The organism is Mesorhizobium sp. M0239 (assembly GCF_040321815.1).
Lineage (GTDB): Bacteria > Pseudomonadota > Alphaproteobacteria > Rhizobiales > Rhizobiaceae > Mesorhizobium.
Genome location: NZ_JAMYSG010000013.1, coordinates 96,859 through 111,296, shown reverse-complemented (window position 1 = coordinate 111,296; position 14,438 = coordinate 96,859). Strand labels below are relative to the sequence as shown.

The window sequence follows — 14,438 nt, the reverse complement described above, 5'->3', positions numbered from 1 at the left end:
ATCGACGCAGGCTTATGCCCGTCGGCAGCGCCGGCAAGCCAGGAACCGAGCCATGAAGAGCGCTATTCATCCCGACTACCACACCATCAAGGTCGTCATGACCGATGGCACCGAATACACGACCCGTTCGACCTGGGGCAAGGAAGGCGATACGATGAACCTCGATATCGACCCGACCACCCACCCGGCCTGGACCGGCGGCCAGCAGACCCTGCTCGACCGCGGCGGCCGCCTGTCGAAGTTCAAGAAGCGTTTCGAAGGTTTCGGCATCTAAGCTCAACGAGCTTTCACAGATCAAAAACCTGCCTCCGTGGCGGGTTTTTTGTTGCGGCGCGGCGCTACTCGGCCAGCAATTCCCTTAGCGCCATGCGCTTGTAGGCGGCGACCAGCCTGTCGCCCTCCTGGCGCTCAACCGAGATCGCCAGCCGCATGGCGGCCTCGCCCATCTGCCAGACCAGAAACGCCGTGGTTTCCAGTGTCGCCGGATCGACCGCCGGCCGCAGCCGTTTCAGCACCGCGGTGAGGAATTCGGCGTTGGCGCGGCTGTCGGCGAGTTCGAGTTGGCGCAGCGCCTTGTCGGCCTGCGTGCCCGACCAGATGTCGCGCATCACCGGCTCGGCCAGGAACAGCCGGTAATAGATGTCGACTAACTCTGAAAACGCGGACTGCAGGCCTTCGGCGTCGCTGACGCCGGCGAGTGCCGCCGAGATGCAGGCTTGGCTTTCGGCGGTGTAGCGCTCGGCCAGCGCCCAGACGATCGCCCGCTTGTCGGGAAAGAACTGGTAGAGCGAGCCGATCGACACACCGGCCCGTTCCGCCACTTCTCCCATGCGCATGGCATCGCTGCCTTGCTCGGCGATCAGCGCCGAGGCAGCGGCCAGCATGCGCTCGACCCGCTCGCGGCTACGCTGCTGGCTCGGCGCCCGGCGCGGTGAAGCAACCTGCTCCTGTGCGGAAACGGGGGCTGCCGTGTCTTCCAATGACTGACTCCAAATGCAATCAAAATCGCTTGACCCACAAAATACGAGGGTTTATCACGTTTTGCAAACGTGAGGATTGTTCATATTTTGACGCAAAGGAAAACACAACGGGCATATGGAGCAAATGACATGATCGCGAAACTTCTTCCCACCCTCATCTTCATTGCCGCACTCGGCTCAGGCGTCGTCGGCGGCGTCTTCTTTGCTTTCTCCAGCTTCGTCATGCCGGGCCTCGCCCGCATGCCAGCCACAAGCGGCATTGCCGCGATGAATTCGATCAATGTCACAGCTGTGACCCCGCTGTTCATGACAGCGCTGTTCGGCACGGCGCTCGTCTGCGTCCTTGTCGCCATCGGTGCGGTGATTGGCTGGAGCCAGCCGGGTTCGCTCTGGCTGATTGCCGGCAGCCTGCTCTATCTCATCGGCATCGTGGTGGTCACGATGATCTTCAACGTCCCGCTCAACGATGCGCTCGCCGCCGTCGATCTGGCCAGCAGCAATGGCGCAGGCCTGTGGCCACGCTACCTCAATGAATGGGTGATGTGGAACCATGTCCGCGCCATCAGCGGCATAGCCGCGCTGGCATCCTTCTGGTTCGCCACGCGTTGACGACGATGGAGGAGCGACGGATGAAGGATCAATACGCAAAGATGGCCTTCGGCATGGCAATCGGAGTTGGTGTCGGTGCCGCGATCGGCACCGCTCTGGATGAGCTTCCGATGGGCGTCGCCGTGGGTATTGCGATTGGTGCCGCCGTCGGTGCGTGGCCACGCAAGTGACGGCAGCGCCGGCGGCCTCTACGCCTTTGTCTTCCGATCGGAATGACCGAGGTCGCGATCCGGGTCGATGACATCGCGGACCAGCTGCTTCAGTTTGGCCGCGTCCGGAAAACCGCCGTCGCGCTTGCGGTCCCAGACCAGCACGTCATTGCAGCTGATGGTGAAGATGCCCCCAGTGCCGGGCACCAATGTCACCTCGCCGAGATCGGTGCCGAAGGTCGACAGCAGTTCCTGAGCCATCCAGCCGGCGCGCAACAGCCACTGGCACTGCGTGCAGTAGGTGATGACGACGCAATGCTTCCCTGACGCGTTCATTGGTCCACCTCCAGAACGCGCACGGTCGTGCCGGCAACCCGGTCATGTATTGGCTCGTTGCCGAGTGCGACGGTCAGCGCGATCCAACATGGCCAGAGAATAGCTAGGGCAGACGCGGTAAAGGCGATTACGATTTCCAGTCGGGAATAGTTCAGCATGGGCGCCGGAGCGGTTTTCCAGGTCTGGAAAGCAAAGAAAGCTCCGACCAGCGTGGCGGGTAGATAGCCCAGGAATTTACCAACTGCCGACAAACGGTTTTTTGCAAAGCGAGGCCTTCCCTATGCCAATCCAGCTCGTCATGGACGAAGAGGGCCAGGACCCCCTTGCCAAGCGACCGACTGAAGGCCCCTTCCATCACAAGAAGATAGGTCGCAAGGACCAGCACTTGGAGAAAGCCTAGATCCAGTGCCGCAGTTCGAAAATTTCCGTTTGAATCAAGGTCTATCGAAAGGGTTGATACTGCCTTCGATTGAGCGTCCGTGCTCGTGCCGGCTGCCCATCTGGCCACCGGAAGACCGAAGAAGGATGTTGCACAAACCTGCCAATCGTAGCGGGAAAGGACAGGATCGCCTGTTCCTTTCAGACTGGCGGACTGGCAGGTTTTCCAGTTCAGCCAGAAGCTGCCTTTCACTCCGCCGTCGGTCATCAGAAACAAGGCCGCAACCAACGCATAAAGAGCGACGAAGATGACAAGGTAGTCGATAAGCGAAGCGAAAAGCCGTCGCCAAAGGCCGCCTGGACGAGGCCAGGTCACTGCAAGTTCAACGCCTTCGTCAGTCATCTTCCCCCTCGCCGACAACCGACTGCGCTACACCTTTGGCGGAAGTCTCAAGCAGCGAGGCCATGCTACCCCGCCTGTAGCGCCGTTGGCCACCACCTTGCAGTCCTATGCCGCGCTGAGCTTGGCCATGGTCTCGTCGTCGACTTCAAAGTTGGCGTAGACGCTCTGCACGTCGTCGTCGTCCTCGAGCGTGGCAACCAGCTTCATCAGCGACTGTGCCCGGTCCTCGTCGACCGGAACATTGTTTTGCGGCTTCCAGATCAGCTTCACCGATTCCGCCTCGCCGAGCGAGGCTTCCAGCGCCTTCGACACTTCGCCGACATTCTCGAAGCCACAATAGATCGTGTGGCCTTCCTCGTCGGTTTCAACGTCATCGGCACCGGCTTCGATCGCCGCATCCATGATCTTGTCGGCGCTGCCGGCCGATGCCGGATAATAGATTTCGCCGGCACGGTCCCACATGAACGACACCGAGCCGGTTTCGCCCATTGCCCCACCGGCCTTGGTGAAGGCGGCGCGCACATTCGAGGCCGAACGGTTGCGGTTGTCGGTCAGCACTTCGACGATGACGGCGACGCCGCCTGGGCCATAGCCCTCATAACGCACGGCTTCGTAGCTCTCGGCATCGCCCATCGAGGCCTTGTTGACGGCACGCTGGATGTTGTCCTTCGGCATCGACACCGCCTTGGCGTTCTGGATAGCCAGCCGCAGGCGCGGATTCATCGATGGATCGGGCGTCCCGCTCTTGGCGGCGACGGTGATTTCGCGCGCCAGCTTGGAAAACATTTTCGACCGCACCGCATCCTGGCGGCCCTTGCGGTGCATGATGTTCTTGAACTGTGAATGGCCAGCCATGGCACCCCTGTCGTCTTCTCGGCTAGAGCATCCCGAAGCGAAGTGATCTGACCTCGTCTGCCGCAATGCCCGAATTCAAAATTTCAGAGCGTCCCAGGTGCAACTCGTGGAAGCACGGCGTTCTCTGTCGGAATGGCCGGCTTATAGATAAATCGGCTCAATTCGTCCAGCCGCACCGCGCAAGACATGGCACTGCATGGCATGCTGCGGCCGCTCACGCCTCGAGGTCCGACTTCAGCCGGTCGATGATGCTGAGCGCATGTCCGGCATACTGGCTGATCCAGCGGTCGTGGATCTGCTTGATCGGCAGCGCGTTGAGATGGTTCCAGCGCTCGCGGCCGTCGCGCCGCGCAACGATCAGGTCGGCCTCCTCCAATACCTTGAGATGCAGCATGACGGTGCAGCGATCGATGTCGGGAAAGGCCTCGCACAGCATGCCGGTCGTCTTCGGCGCGTCCTTCAGCTGATCCAGTATTTCACGCCGGCGCGGATGCGCCAGCGCCTTGAAAACATTGTCGTCTTGCGATCGGCTTGACATGTTATGTTTCTATAACATATTGTTGGGCCGATCAAGGGAAGGAGTTGTGGATATGTCACTTGGATTCAGTGTTTCCGGACGCATCGGCAAGCCGGTCGCCGACGTCTTCGACGCAGTCGTCAATCCGAAGAAACTGAGCGGCTACTTCACCACGATCGGCGGCGCCAGCGCCCCGCTGGAAGCTGGCGCCGGCGTCGTCTGGTGGGGCAAGGTGCCGGTCGAGGTCGACGAAGTGGTCAAGGACAGCCGCATCGTGCTGCGCTGGGATGCCACCGACGCCGACGGCAAACCCGCCTACAAGACCCGCATCGAGATGAATTTCGAGCCGCTCGACGACGGCGGCACCTTCGTCACCATCGCCGAGAGCGGTTGGCAAGAAGGCGCGGTCGGCCTGAAGAAGTCCTACCTCAATTGCGAGGGCTGGTCGCAGATGCTGGCCTGCATGAAGGCCTATGTCGAATACGGCATCAATTTGCGCGACGGCTACTACCGCAGCGAGATGAAGGGCGAACCCGCCAACGAGACCAATATCTGAGCGGCCCCCATATCTCACCGCCAGGGAGCAAGACGGAGGTCAACGATGAAGAAAGTAACGCCATTCCTGATGTTCGAGGGCAAGGCCGAAGAGGCAATGACGCTCTATTGCGAGACCATTCCTGACAGCGGCGTCCTTGACGTCACAAATTACGGCCCCGGCGAAGATGGCTCGGACGGAACGGTCAAGCTGGCGCGCGTGTCGATCGCTGGCCTGGAAGTCATGGTCTTCAACAGCCCCGTGCACCACGCCTTCACGTTCACGCCGTCGGTCTCGCTCTATGTGGACTGTTCCTCTGAGGACGAACTGAACCGAATTGTCGAGACACTGGCAAAGGACGGCGGGTTTCTGATGCCGCCCGACAATTACGGCTTCAGCCGCCGCTTCGCATGGCTGAACGACAGGTTCGGGGTCTCCTGGCAGGTCAATCTCGCATAACCAGCCTGGGCAAAGCCGACCAACAACAGCTGAACACGACAAGGGAGCCAGCTATGACCGCGAAGATCACCGGCGGCATCAACATCGCCATGAAGGTGCCGCCGCACCAGTATCAGGCGACGATCGCCTTCTACCGCGACGTCGTCGGCCTGAAGCCTTTCACGGACAAGGCGCCGGCCATCGGCTTCGAGCTTGGCCCCAACCGCCTGTGGATCGATAAGGCGCCGATGATGAGCCAGGCCGAGGTGTGGCTGGAGCTGTTCACCAAGGATTTCCCCATGGCTGCGGATCATTTAGCCAAGGCCGGCGTTGTGCGTTGCGATGCCATCGAGCCCTTGGGCGAGGGCTTCCGCGGCGGCTGGATCACCAACCCCGCCAATATCATCCACATGCTGCGCGAACCGGACGCCTGGTGAGCGCCAAGCCACGAAAGGAGCATCCGATGGACATTCAGGAAAAACCGACCGCCGAAGCCGGCATGCTGATCCGGCGGCCTGTCGCCGAGGTGTTCGAGGCCATCGTCGACCCCGCCATTACAACGAAATTCTGGTTCACTCATGGCAGCGGCCGGCTGGACAGCGGCAAGCAGATCCGCTGGGAATGGCGCATGTACGGCGTGTCGACGACGGTCGACGTCAGCGAGATCGTCGCGAACGAAAAGATCGTCATGCAATGGAGCGATCCGCCGACCACCGTGGTCTGGACTTTCACGGAAATGCCTGGCGAGACGACCTTTCTCGAGGTTCGCAATTTCGGCTTTGCCGGCGATGGCGACGAGCAGGTGAAAGAGGCCGTCGGCTCAACCGGCGGCTTCACGCTGGTGCTGGCCGGCGCCAAGGCGTGGCTGGAACAAGGCCTGACGCTCGGCCTGATCGGCGACCGCCACCCGAAGGGCGTGCCGGCTAACTAAATCGGATCAACCTCGCCGCTTTTCCTGTTCGGTCACATGATGGCGAAGTACGCGATTGATTTCGGTTTGATAGCCACCGCCTCCGACATGTTCCTTAAACCAGGATAGCACATCGGCATCGAGCCTAATGGTGACCGGCTGCTTGAGTGGTCGGTAAAGATGTCCACGGCGAGCATGAATCCAGTTCTCGGCCGGAGCTTCTGGAATGTCCGAGGTATCAATCTCGCTGTCGGGCAAATCGGCCAGCTTGGCAAGTTGATTGCGCAGATCCTGGCTAAGGTCCTTCCTGTTCATAGCGCTTCCTTTCATGCGTTGTCGCTTTCCGAGCACCAACGATCCGAACCCGTTCTTCATCTTCGCGACCGGGGTAGGTATGCACAACCAGCAATACCGCGACAGCCTCAATCATCCCGATCGCGTGCCATCGTTGCTCACCATCTTCAAACCGGTCAGGCACGATGAGATGGAGCGGATCATCGAACACCTTTCGTGCAAGATCAAAGGCGATGCCGTGCTTGGCAAGATTGCGCCTCGCTTTTTCAGGATCCCATTCAAACTGCAAAGTAGCACCATCGACTACAGTATTGTATGTACAAATCCGTAAAAGTCAATCCAAACGCGGCATGCGCCCAAGCCCAAGCTCAGTGCCCGCCACCCGATTTCGCCTTCCTACGTCGCCGCGCCAGCATGTTGAGTCCCTCGACCAATGCCGAAAAGCCCATCGCCGCATAGATGTAGCCCTTGGGCACATGGTAGCCCATGCCGTCTGCGATCAGTGTCATGCCGATCATCAGAAGGAAGCCCAGCGCCAGCATGACAATGCTCGGGTTCTTGGCGATGAAGTTGGCCAGCGGCCCGGCCGCCAGCATCATCACGCTCACCGCCACGATCACGGCGATGTACATGATGGCGATCTCGTCGGTCATGCCGACGGCGGTGATGATCGAATCGATCGAGAAGACCAGGTCGAGCAGCAGGATCTGGAAGATCGCGCCGGCAAGGCTGATCTGCAGCGTCTCGCCCATCATCGTATCCTTGTGGTCGTCGGGATCGACCGTGTGATGGATCTCCTTGGTCGCCTTCCAGACCAGGAACAGGCCGCCGGCAATCAGGATCAGGTCGCGCCAGGAAAAACCGTGGCCGAAGGCCGTGAACACCGGCGTGGTCAGCTGGACGATGATCGAAATGGTGGCCAGCAGCACCAGCCGCATGATCAGCGCCGCCGAGATGCCGAGCCGGCGGGCACGGGCCCGTTGTGCTTCCGGCAGCTTGTTGGTCAGGATCGAGATGAAGATCAGGTTGTCGATGCCGAGCACGACCTCGAGCACAATCAGCGTCAGCAGCGCGACCCAGGCGGTCGGGTCGGACACGAATTGGAAATGCGGCGCCAGGAATTCGATGAGCTGCATGGAGGTCGTCCCCTCTTTTAACGATCTAGAGCAGTGTCGCCGGCAGTTAGGTACTAAGCGTGCCTATATCAATGTCAGGACCAGAAGGACGGTGCGGTTTCTTCCAGCCGTGGCCCGCGACGAAACGGCGCGATCCGCTCGGTCAGCCCTGTGCGGTCGGAAATATCGACGCCAACGCCGCACAAGGTCGCCGGTCCGGTCGCCGCCTCGAAGCGGCCTTTCGGCACCTTCGACAGGAACCGGTTGAGCGGCTCCTCCTTGTCCATGCCGAGCGAGGAATCGTAGTCCCCGCACATGCCGGCGTCGGACATATAACCGGTGCCGCCGTTGAGGACCTGGTGATCGCCGGTCGGCTGGTGGGTGTGGGTGCCGACGACGAGGCTGGCGCGGCCGTCGACGAAATGCGCGAAGCACATCTTTTCCGAGGTCGCCTCGGCGTGGAAGTCGATAATCACGGCATCCGCCTGCTCGCCGAGCGGACAGGCGGCAAGCTCGCGTTCGCCGGCCTGGAAAGGATCGTCGAGCTCGGGATGCATGAACACCCGGCCCATGATGTTGGCGACCAGCACGCGCGCGCCGCTCCTGGCGATATAGACACCGGAGCCGCGCCCGGGCGTGCCCTTGGGAAAGTTGGAGGGACGCAGGAAGCGCTCTTCGCGCGGCGCGAAGGCGAGCGCGTCGCGTTGGTCCCAGACATGGTTGCCGGTGGTGACGACATCAGCACCAGCGGCGATCGTCTCGCGAAAGATATCTTCGGTGATGCCGAAGCCGCCCGCGGCGTTCTCGCCATTGACGATGACGAAATCGAGTTTGAAGTCGGAGATCAGGCCGGGCAGTTGTTCCCACACCGCCGTCCGTCCTGTCTTTCCAACCATGTCACCGAGGAAGAGAAGTCTCATATGATCCCGCACCGAAGGTCAGCGAAAGCTGCATGACGCCAGTGAAGATCATGCGTCCCTTGTACTTATCTACAATTTTGGCGCGAAGCGGCGCAACCCGCTCTCGGTCAGTATTTCCGGAATGACGACGTCATGTTCCTCATCCGGCACCATTGCCACCTCCTGGCAGTCGAAGGCGATGCCGACCAGCCGCGGCGGCTGTCCCTTGTCGATCAGCTTGGCGATGGCGCGGTCGTAATAGCCGGCACCATAGCCGATGCGATGGCCGCGCGCATCGAAAGCGGCGAGCGGCACCAGCATCACAGAGGGGTCGAGCACCTCGGCTTCCTCGTGAGGGCCGACCGTGCCGAAACCCATCTCGACCATCGGCGCGCCGCGCACCAGTTCGCGAAAGACGATGGTGGTCTTGTCGAGAATGGCCGGCAGGCAAAGCCGCGCGCCCTTTTCACGCAAGGCAAACATCAACGGCCGAACGTCGACTTCGGAACGCATCGGCCAGAAGCCGGAAACGATCTGGCCCGGCTCGACGTGGAGGAGATCGCGTGCCGTCTCGGCCATTTCAAGCGCGACCTCCACCCGCCAGAATTCATCGAGCGCATCGCGGCGTCCGAGGGCCTCACGGCGAAGCTGCTTTTTCAGGTCTTTGAGAGAGGTCATTCAGCCAGGCTAGAAAAGGTCAGATCTGGATGGAGTTTTGGGAGCGACGTTTTCCACCGCAATCATCCACCGAAATGCGGGACGCGTGGCAATAAGTGACGATCCACACAACCGGTGGAGAGAGCGATCCCGGGAACCTACAAAGTAGGTGGGCGCCGTGTGAGAAAACCCACGGGTCTTCCCAGGGACAGCTCCCTAAGGATCGTTAAGGCCCCGGGGAAAATGTTCTCCTGCCGGGAAGCACAGACCGTCCCGCCCAATATAGGCTGCCGGCCGGCTAAGCGCCAGTGAGACGGGCATATGTTTCCATCAGGGTTCAAGCCCATTCGTCGCGGCCGGCGCACCCTTGCACAGGGTGAGCCGCGTCCTTACGGTTGCCATGATCAACCGAGGAGCAAGAATGCGTTTCGAAGGCACGGCGGCCTATGTCGCCGACAAGGATCTGATGGTGGCCGTCAACGCGGCGATCGCGCTGGAGCGGCCCTTGCTGGTCAAGGGCGAGCCAGGCACCGGCAAGACGGAGCTGGCCCGCCAGGTGGCGTCAGCACTTGGCCTCGACCTCATCGAATGGCACGTCAAGTCGACCACCAGGGCGCAGCAGGGCCTTTACGAATATGACGCCGTCTCGCGCCTGCGCGACAGCCAGCTTGGTGACGAGCGCTTCAACGACATCAGGAACTACATCAAGCGCGGCAAGCTCTGGGAGGCGTTCGCCGCCGGCAGGAAGGTCGTGCTTTTGATCGACGAGATCGACAAGGCCGACATCGAATTCCCCAACGACCTCCTGCAGGAACTCGATCGGATGGAGTTCTTCGTCTACGAGACCGGCGAAACCATCCGCGCCGCCGTCAGGCCGATCGTCATCATCACCTCCAACAACGAGAAGGAGTTGCCGGACGCGTTCCTGCGCCGCTGCTTCTTCCACTACATCCGCTTTCCCGACGTCGACACGCTGCATAGAATCGTCGATGTCCACTATCCCGGCATCAAGCAGAACCTGGTGCGCGCGGCGCTGACCCAGTTCTACGAAATCCGCGACGTGCCCGGCTTGAAGAAGAAGCCGTCGACCTCCGAGGCGCTCGACTGGATAAGGCTGCTGGTCGCCGACGACATCGCGCCGGAAGATCTGCGCGCCGATCCGAAGAACGCCCTGCCCAAGTTGCATGGCGCATTGCTGAAGAACGAGCAGGACGTGCATTTGTTCGAGCGGCTGGCGTTCATGGCACGAAGGCAGCAATAGGTAGCAGCAGCGCTTTCGCTTCTGTGGACCGTTGCCAGCAGCCGAACAGGCAGGCAGCCTCGGCCAAACCTTCAGAGGAGATGACATGGCTGAGATTATCGTCCGCCCGCTCGCGCAGTCCGACCGCGCCGATTGGCGGCGGCTGTGGACCGACTACCTCACCTTCTATGAGACGAAGCTGCCGGAAGAGGTCTACGCCATCACCTGGAAGCGGCTGTTCACCGAGGGTGAGTTCGAGCCGAAAGGCTTCATCGCCACGCTGGACAGCAAGGCGGTTGGCCTCACCCACTATCTCTACCACCGCTCAGGCTGGTCGGAAAAAAACAACTGCTATCTGCAGGATCTGTTCGCCGACCCTGACGTGCGCGGCAAGGGCATTGGTGCTGCGCTGATCGAGGCAGTAAGACAAGAAGCCGCGAAAATCGGCGTCAAGAACGTTTACTGGATGACGCACGAAACCAACACCACCGCGCGCAAACTCTACGACCATGTCGCGCGCCGCACCGGCTTCATCGAGTATGATCTGCTGTAGATAGACAATGTTCATCCCCTTCTTCCTCGAACTGAAGGCCGCGCGTGTTCCCGTTTCGCTCAGGGAATATCTGTCGCTGCTGGAGGGACTGGAAGCCGGGCTGGTCGACTACGACGTCGAAGGTTTTTATTACCTCGCCCGTGCGGTGCTGGTGAAGGACGAGCGCCATATCGACCGCTTCGACCAGGTGTTTGCGCATGTCTTCAAGGGCATCGAAGCGCTGGGCGGGCCGGATGCCGTCGATGTCGCTGACATTCCCGAGGAATGGTTGCGCCGCATCGCCGAAAAGCACCTGACCGACGAAGAGAAAAAACTGGTCGAGGCGCTGGGCGGTTTCGAGAAATTGATGGAGACCTTGAAGCAGCGGCTGGACGAGCAAAAAGGCCGCCACCAGGGCGGCTCGAAATGGATCGGCACCGGCGGCACCTCGCCCTTCGGCGCCTATGGCTACAATCCCGAAGGTGTGCGTATCGGCCAGCATGAAAGCCGCAACCGCCGCGCGGTGAAGGTGTGGGACAGACGTGAGTTCAGGAATTTCGATGATGCCGTCGAACTCGGCACCCGCAACATCAAGATCGCGCTGAAGCGCTTGCGTCGCTGGGTGCGCGAAGGCGCCGAGGAGGAATTCGACCTGCCCGGCACCATCCACGCCACCGCCGAACATGGCTATCTCGACGTGCAGACGCGGCCCGAACGGCGCAACGCGGTGAAGCTTTTGATGTTCTTCGATGTCGGCGGCTCGATGGACGACCACATCAAGAGCGTCGAGGAGCTGTTCTCGGCCGCCCGCGCCGAATTCCGCCAGCTCGAATATTTCTATTTCCACAACTGCCTCTATGAGGGTGTGTGGAAGGATAATCGCCGCAGGCATGCCGAGGTGATTCCGACCTTCGACCTCCTCCACAAATATGGCCCGGACTACAAGGTGATCGTCGTCGGTGACGCCTCGATGAGCCCTTACGAGATCGCTCATCCCGGCGGTTCGGTCGAGCACTGGAATCCGGAGGCAGGCAGTGTCTGGCTCGGCCGTCTGCTGCAGCAATGGCCGAACGCGGTATGGCTGAACCCCGAAGACCCCAAGAACTGGGGCTACACCCATTCGACTGCGATGATCCGCGACATCTTCGGCGGCCGCATGTTCCCGCTGACTTTGGCCGGGCTTGAGGGCGCGACCAGGCAGCTTTCAAGAAAACACTGAAAGACTGACAGGAGATCCGATGACCTGCTTTCTCTGCCTGCAATGCGGCGTCCAGTTCGCGGCGACAGAGACGCCTCCAAAACATTGCCCGATCTGCGAGGACGAGCGCCAATATGTGCGCTGGGAAGGGCAGGCGTGGATCACGCCGGAGGAACTTGCTGAAGGGCATCGGCTTGTGATGAAGGATGATGCCGGCGTTCTCGCCTTCGGCATCGAGCCGCGCTTCGCCATCGGCCAGCGGGCGCTGCTGGCACAGACGCCACACGGCAACGTGCTGTGGGACTGCGTTTCGATGGTCAGCGACGAGGCGGTGGCCGAGATCAACCGCCGCGGCGGCCTGGCGGCGATCGCCATCTCGCACTGCCATTATTATTCGGTGATGGTCTGTTGGAGCGAGGCGTTTGGCGGCGTGCCGATCTATCTCCACGCCGATGACCGCCAGTGGATCATGCGGCCGCACAAGGCGATCGTCAGCTGGGAAGGCGAGACGCTGGCCATAAACCCTTCGCTGACGCTCATCCGCTGCGGTGGCCACTTTGCCGGCGGTCAGGTGCTGCACTGGAAACGCGATGGCGGCGACGTCTTGCTGGCCGGCGATATCCTGCAGGTGACGCCGACGCGCCGCCATGTCAGCTTCATGTACAGTTATCCGAACTACATTCCGCTCAATGCAGCGGCCGTGCGCCGCATCGCGGCGGCGCTGGAGCCATTCGCATTCGAGCATATCTACGGCGCGTGGTGGAACCAGAATGTCATCGGAGGCGCAAAAGCGGCGTTGGCTGCTTCGGTCGATCGCTATCTGGCGGCGATCGCATGAAGGTCACGATCGAAAATGCGGGAAAATGCCGTAACAAATGCCTATCTTGGTGCGAATATGAGGTTGCAATCCGCGCATGACCCCGAGCCTCCGGTTCGGAAAGGATCATGCGCAAAACCAAAGTGCTACAGCGTCCCTTGCGCGTCCGATGGACGCGCGGCGCTGTAGGAGCGAGCCGGCAAGGCTGAGGAGATCACATGGACACCCACACCTACCCTGTAACTCGCACCGACGCCGAATGGCGCGCCCGGCTGACGCCCGAGCAGTATGCCGTCATGCGCGGTCACGGCACCGAGCGGCCGGGAAGCTGCGCTTTGCTCTACGAGAAGCGCGCCGGCACCTTTTCCTGCGCCGGCTGCGACCAGCCCTTGTTCGAATCCAAGCTGAAGTTCGAGAGCGGCACCGGCTGGCCGAGCTTCAACGACCCGGTGCCGGGCTCGGTCGAAAACACCGTCGACCGCAGCTACGGCATGGTTCGCACCGAATGCCATTGCGCCCGCTGCGGCAGCCATCTCGGCCATGTCTTCGAGGACGGCCCGCCGCCGACCGGCCTGCGCTATTGCATCAACGGCGTGGCGCTGAAATTCGAGCCCTCGGCCTGAGCCATCCGGGTTCGACACTATGAAAGGGCGGCATCTGTCGCCCTTTTCGTTTAAATATCCGTCGCCCCCCTCTGGGCAGACGATCAGACCACGATCATCGCCACCAGCCACAGCGTGGCGCCCAGCGTCATCATCCAGGCCTTGGCCCCGGGAATCTTTTCGGTGGTCCGCCACACCGCCAAGGTCAGGAACAGGCTGTAGGGCACCGACGCGAAATGCACTGCCAGCACAAGCCCGAGCGGCAACTTCAATCCGAGCAAGACGAGCGCCAGCACCGATGCGACGATGCTGACCGCGGTGCCGACGAGGACAAGGTCGCGCCAGAACAGCCGGTCGAGCGGCACCTGGCCTTGCCAGCGTGAGCGGAAAAAGGCGCCGATACCTTCTGGCAACACCGGATGTCTATCCCTGCCCCAGGACTTCGGTTACCGCACGCTCGAAGCGCGAACATTCGGTCACCAGCCAGTCGGCCATGGCTGGCCAGTTGTCCTCGGCATAGCAGTTCACCCGCCACATCGAATTGATGCCGAGGCCCTCGCAACTCTGTTCCGGCCTGAGCTTCAGCCTGTCTTCGATTTCACGCTGAAACGGCTTCAGCCGCGACCAGGCTTGCGTGGCGCCGAACTTCTCGTTGCGACCGAAGAAGACGCCGACCTGGTTCTGCGCCGGCGCGACATACATGGAAAGGACCAAGGCGAAGTCGGGCAGCCCGCGCTGCCAGAACCAGGGTCCGCGCCGCGCCATCAGAGCCCTTTCTTCCGGATGCCGCTCGGCGAACAGCGTCCAGAAGCCGCGCTGGCGGAATTCAGAGGCGCGGCGGGCGCCGAAGTCGAATTCGCTCATGGCTCGATGCTCGCTCCGGCATCATGCTCGCCCGAGCCTGTTTCGAAATTCGCTCTGGCGAGTCATATGGTGGTGGTTTCGAGAACCGGAGCGGAGCGTACTTAAAGTAC

Annotated in this window: 24 protein-coding genes and 1 other RNA gene; 12 read left to right on the top strand and 13 right to left on the bottom strand. The window is 61.2% G+C overall.

Features of this window, described 5'->3' with window-relative positions; all coding sequences use genetic code 11:
- Positions 1 to 52: 52 nt before the first annotated feature.
- Entirely contained in the window at positions 53 to 274 is a 222-nt protein-coding gene (gene rpmE / locus NKI99_RS15770; RefSeq protein WP_023811830.1) for a 50S ribosomal protein L31, read from the top strand.
- A 64-nt stretch (positions 275 to 338) separates the two neighbouring features.
- Here the strand turns inward: rpmE and NKI99_RS15765 are convergent, their stop codons facing one another.
- Positions 339 to 980, bottom strand: a complete 642-nt coding sequence (locus NKI99_RS15765) for a TetR/AcrR family transcriptional regulator (protein WP_023811829.1) — start codon at positions 978 to 980, stop codon at positions 339 to 341.
- 129 nt (positions 981 to 1,109) lie between these two features.
- Here NKI99_RS15765 and NKI99_RS15760 point away from each other — a divergent pair, with 129 nt between their 5' ends.
- Both NKI99_RS15760 and NKI99_RS15755 read left to right on the top strand, forming a co-directional pair.
- On the top strand, positions 1,110 to 1,589 hold the full coding sequence (locus NKI99_RS15760) for an anthrone oxygenase family protein (RefSeq protein WP_352611391.1): 480 nt from the start codon (positions 1,110 to 1,112) through the stop codon (positions 1,587 to 1,589).
- A gap of 20 nt (positions 1,590 to 1,609) precedes the next feature.
- Entirely contained in the window at positions 1,610 to 1,759 is a 150-nt protein-coding gene (locus NKI99_RS15755; protein WP_352611424.1) for a glycine zipper domain-containing protein, read from the top strand.
- A gap of 18 nt (positions 1,760 to 1,777) precedes the next feature.
- On the opposite strand, the gene NKI99_RS15750 is transcribed toward NKI99_RS15755, so the two are convergent.
- From NKI99_RS15750 to NKI99_RS15735, 4 genes are all read right to left on the bottom strand, one after another.
- Positions 1,778 to 2,074 carry an Rdx family protein gene (locus NKI99_RS15750; protein ID WP_023811826.1) on the bottom strand — a complete coding sequence of 99 codons (297 nt, stop codon included), beginning with the start codon at positions 2,072 to 2,074 and terminating at the stop codon, positions 1,778 to 1,780.
- Between the two features lie 151 nt (positions 2,075 to 2,225).
- Positions 2,226 to 2,855 (bottom strand): RDD family protein, encoded by a 630-nt coding sequence (locus NKI99_RS15745; RefSeq protein ID WP_352611390.1) that lies wholly within the window; start codon positions 2,853 to 2,855, stop codon positions 2,226 to 2,228.
- A 105-nt stretch (positions 2,856 to 2,960) separates the two neighbouring features.
- Positions 2,961 to 3,710 carry a YebC/PmpR family DNA-binding transcriptional regulator gene (locus NKI99_RS15740; protein WP_352611389.1) on the bottom strand — a complete coding sequence of 250 codons (750 nt, stop codon included), beginning with the start codon at positions 3,708 to 3,710 and terminating at the stop codon, positions 2,961 to 2,963.
- Between the two features lie 214 nt (positions 3,711 to 3,924).
- Positions 3,925 to 4,248, bottom strand: a complete 324-nt coding sequence (locus tag NKI99_RS15735) for an ArsR/SmtB family transcription factor (RefSeq protein WP_352611388.1) — start codon at positions 4,246 to 4,248, stop codon at positions 3,925 to 3,927.
- A gap of 52 nt (positions 4,249 to 4,300) precedes the next feature.
- Here NKI99_RS15735 and NKI99_RS15730 point away from each other — a divergent pair, with 52 nt between their 5' ends.
- Genes NKI99_RS15730 through NKI99_RS15715 form a run of 4 tightly spaced genes read left to right on the top strand, consistent with a single transcriptional unit; the run spans position 4,301 to position 6,131 of the window.
- A complete protein-coding gene (locus NKI99_RS15730) occupies positions 4,301 to 4,783 on the top strand; it encodes an SRPBCC domain-containing protein (protein ID WP_352440976.1) in 483 nt (160 codons plus the stop codon).
- A gap of 45 nt (positions 4,784 to 4,828) precedes the next feature.
- A complete protein-coding gene (locus NKI99_RS15725) occupies positions 4,829 to 5,221 on the top strand; it encodes a VOC family protein (RefSeq protein WP_352611387.1) in 393 nt (130 codons plus the stop codon).
- Positions 5,222 to 5,274: 53 nt separating this feature from the next.
- Positions 5,275 to 5,637, top strand: a complete 363-nt coding sequence (locus tag NKI99_RS15720) for a hypothetical protein (RefSeq protein WP_352611386.1) — start codon at positions 5,275 to 5,277, stop codon at positions 5,635 to 5,637.
- Positions 5,638 to 5,663: 26 nt separating this feature from the next.
- On the top strand, positions 5,664 to 6,131 hold the full coding sequence (locus tag NKI99_RS15715; RefSeq protein ID WP_352611385.1) for an SRPBCC family protein: 468 nt from the start codon (positions 5,664 to 5,666) through the stop codon (positions 6,129 to 6,131).
- 6 nt (positions 6,132 to 6,137) lie between these two features.
- Here the strand turns inward: NKI99_RS15715 and NKI99_RS15710 are convergent, their stop codons facing one another.
- The 6 genes from NKI99_RS15710 to ssrS all read right to left on the bottom strand — a co-directional run bounded on the left by NKI99_RS15710 (position 6,138) and on the right by ssrS (position 9,348).
- Positions 6,138 to 6,425 carry a BrnA antitoxin family protein gene (locus NKI99_RS15710; RefSeq protein ID WP_023811818.1) on the bottom strand — a complete coding sequence of 96 codons (288 nt, stop codon included), beginning with the start codon at positions 6,423 to 6,425 and terminating at the stop codon, positions 6,138 to 6,140.
- Positions 6,406 to 6,693 (bottom strand): BrnT family toxin, encoded by a 288-nt coding sequence (locus NKI99_RS15705; protein WP_081734874.1) that lies wholly within the window; start codon positions 6,691 to 6,693, stop codon positions 6,406 to 6,408. Before NKI99_RS15705 ends, NKI99_RS15710 begins: the two co-directional genes overlap by 20 nt.
- 79 nt (positions 6,694 to 6,772) lie before the next feature.
- Positions 6,773 to 7,540 carry a TerC family protein gene (locus tag NKI99_RS15700; protein WP_031213449.1) on the bottom strand — a complete coding sequence of 256 codons (768 nt, stop codon included), beginning with the start codon at positions 7,538 to 7,540 and terminating at the stop codon, positions 6,773 to 6,775.
- 74 nt (positions 7,541 to 7,614) lie between these two features.
- Positions 7,615 to 8,439 carry a TIGR00282 family metallophosphoesterase gene (locus NKI99_RS15695; RefSeq protein ID WP_023811815.1) on the bottom strand — a complete coding sequence of 275 codons (825 nt, stop codon included), beginning with the start codon at positions 8,437 to 8,439 and terminating at the stop codon, positions 7,615 to 7,617.
- A gap of 69 nt (positions 8,440 to 8,508) precedes the next feature.
- Positions 8,509 to 9,096, bottom strand: coding sequence for a 5-formyltetrahydrofolate cyclo-ligase (locus tag NKI99_RS15690; protein ID WP_023811814.1), 588 nt, complete (start codon positions 9,094 to 9,096; stop codon positions 8,509 to 8,511).
- A gap of 96 nt (positions 9,097 to 9,192) precedes the next feature.
- A non-coding RNA gene (gene ssrS, locus NKI99_RS15685) (6S RNA) lies at positions 9,193 to 9,348 on the bottom strand.
- Positions 9,349 to 9,496: 148 nt separating this feature from the next.
- Between ssrS and NKI99_RS15680 the strand changes: the two genes are divergently transcribed.
- The 5 genes from NKI99_RS15680 (at position 9,497) to msrB (ending at position 13,485) form a co-directional block, all read left to right on the top strand.
- Positions 9,497 to 10,336: an AAA family ATPase gene (locus tag NKI99_RS15680; protein ID WP_023811813.1), complete on the top strand. Its 840-nt coding sequence runs from the start codon at positions 9,497 to 9,499 to the stop codon at positions 10,334 to 10,336.
- A gap of 85 nt (positions 10,337 to 10,421) precedes the next feature.
- Positions 10,422 to 10,868, top strand: a complete 447-nt coding sequence (locus tag NKI99_RS15675; protein WP_352611384.1) for a GNAT family N-acetyltransferase — start codon at positions 10,422 to 10,424, stop codon at positions 10,866 to 10,868.
- A gap of 7 nt (positions 10,869 to 10,875) precedes the next feature.
- Positions 10,876 to 12,066 carry a vWA domain-containing protein gene (locus NKI99_RS15670; protein WP_352611383.1) on the top strand — a complete coding sequence of 397 codons (1,191 nt, stop codon included), beginning with the start codon at positions 10,876 to 10,878 and terminating at the stop codon, positions 12,064 to 12,066.
- A 19-nt stretch (positions 12,067 to 12,085) separates the two neighbouring features.
- Positions 12,086 to 12,883: an MBL fold metallo-hydrolase gene (locus tag NKI99_RS15665; RefSeq protein ID WP_352611382.1), complete on the top strand. Its 798-nt coding sequence runs from the start codon at positions 12,086 to 12,088 to the stop codon at positions 12,881 to 12,883.
- 197 nt (positions 12,884 to 13,080) lie between these two features.
- On the top strand, positions 13,081 to 13,485 hold the full coding sequence (gene msrB, locus NKI99_RS15660) for a peptide-methionine (R)-S-oxide reductase MsrB (RefSeq protein WP_127270383.1): 405 nt from the start codon (positions 13,081 to 13,083) through the stop codon (positions 13,483 to 13,485).
- A gap of 83 nt (positions 13,486 to 13,568) precedes the next feature.
- On the opposite strand, the gene NKI99_RS15655 is transcribed toward msrB, so the two are convergent.
- Positions 13,569 to 13,880, bottom strand: coding sequence for a hypothetical protein (locus NKI99_RS15655; protein WP_352611381.1), 312 nt, complete (start codon positions 13,878 to 13,880; stop codon positions 13,569 to 13,571).
- A 7-nt stretch (positions 13,881 to 13,887) separates the two neighbouring features.
- The gene (locus tag NKI99_RS15650) at positions 13,888 to 14,328 is read right to left on the bottom strand and encodes a hypothetical protein (RefSeq protein ID WP_127296220.1); all 441 of its coding nucleotides are present in this window, start codon (positions 14,326 to 14,328) and stop codon (positions 13,888 to 13,890) included.
- Between the last annotated feature and the right edge of the window lie 110 nt (positions 14,329 to 14,438).

Bases quoted from the DNA above. Each gene is read 5' to 3' on its own strand.
- NKI99_RS15675 (WP_352611384.1), top strand. From the start codon at position 10,422: ATGGCTGAGATTATCGTCCGCCCGCTCGCGCAGTCCGACCGCGCCGAT.
- NKI99_RS15690 (WP_023811814.1), bottom strand. From the start codon at position 9,096: ATGACCTCTCTCAAAGACCTGAAAAAGCAGCTTCGCCGTGAGGCCCTC.
- NKI99_RS15670 (WP_352611383.1), top strand. From the start codon at position 10,876: ATGTTCATCCCCTTCTTCCTCGAACTGAAGGCCGCGCGTGTTCCCGTT.
- NKI99_RS15745 (WP_352611390.1), bottom strand. From the start codon at position 2,855: ATGACTGACGAAGGCGTTGAACTTGCAGTGACCTGGCCTCGTCCAGGC.
- NKI99_RS15650 (WP_127296220.1), bottom strand. From the start codon at position 14,328: ATGAGCGAATTCGACTTCGGCGCCCGCCGCGCCTCTGAATTCCGCCAG.
- NKI99_RS15710 (WP_023811818.1), bottom strand. From the start codon at position 6,425: ATGAACAGGAAGGACCTTAGCCAGGATCTGCGCAATCAACTTGCCAAG.
- NKI99_RS15700 (WP_031213449.1), bottom strand. From the start codon at position 7,540: ATGCAGCTCATCGAATTCCTGGCGCCGCATTTCCAATTCGTGTCCGAC.
- msrB (WP_127270383.1), top strand. From the start codon at position 13,081: ATGGACACCCACACCTACCCTGTAACTCGCACCGACGCCGAATGGCGC.
- rpmE (WP_023811830.1), top strand. From the start codon at position 53: ATGAAGAGCGCTATTCATCCCGACTACCACACCATCAAGGTCGTCATG.
- NKI99_RS15735 (WP_352611388.1), bottom strand. From the start codon at position 4,248: ATGTCAAGCCGATCGCAAGACGACAATGTTTTCAAGGCGCTGGCGCAT.
- NKI99_RS15725 (WP_352611387.1), top strand. From the start codon at position 4,829: ATGAAGAAAGTAACGCCATTCCTGATGTTCGAGGGCAAGGCCGAAGAG.
- NKI99_RS15730 (WP_352440976.1), top strand. From the start codon at position 4,301: ATGTCACTTGGATTCAGTGTTTCCGGACGCATCGGCAAGCCGGTCGCC.
- NKI99_RS15665 (WP_352611382.1), top strand. From the start codon at position 12,086: ATGACCTGCTTTCTCTGCCTGCAATGCGGCGTCCAGTTCGCGGCGACA.
- NKI99_RS15750 (WP_023811826.1), bottom strand. From the start codon at position 2,074: ATGAACGCGTCAGGGAAGCATTGCGTCGTCATCACCTACTGCACGCAG.
- NKI99_RS15680 (WP_023811813.1), top strand. From the start codon at position 9,497: ATGCGTTTCGAAGGCACGGCGGCCTATGTCGCCGACAAGGATCTGATG.
- NKI99_RS15695 (WP_023811815.1), bottom strand. From the start codon at position 8,439: ATGAGACTTCTCTTCCTCGGTGACATGGTTGGAAAGACAGGACGGACG.
- NKI99_RS15755 (WP_352611424.1), top strand. From the start codon at position 1,610: ATGAAGGATCAATACGCAAAGATGGCCTTCGGCATGGCAATCGGAGTT.
- NKI99_RS15760 (WP_352611391.1), top strand. From the start codon at position 1,110: ATGATCGCGAAACTTCTTCCCACCCTCATCTTCATTGCCGCACTCGGC.
- NKI99_RS15740 (WP_352611389.1), bottom strand. From the start codon at position 3,710: ATGGCTGGCCATTCACAGTTCAAGAACATCATGCACCGCAAGGGCCGC.
- NKI99_RS15715 (WP_352611385.1), top strand. From the start codon at position 5,664: ATGGACATTCAGGAAAAACCGACCGCCGAAGCCGGCATGCTGATCCGG.
- NKI99_RS15720 (WP_352611386.1), top strand. From the start codon at position 5,275: ATGACCGCGAAGATCACCGGCGGCATCAACATCGCCATGAAGGTGCCG.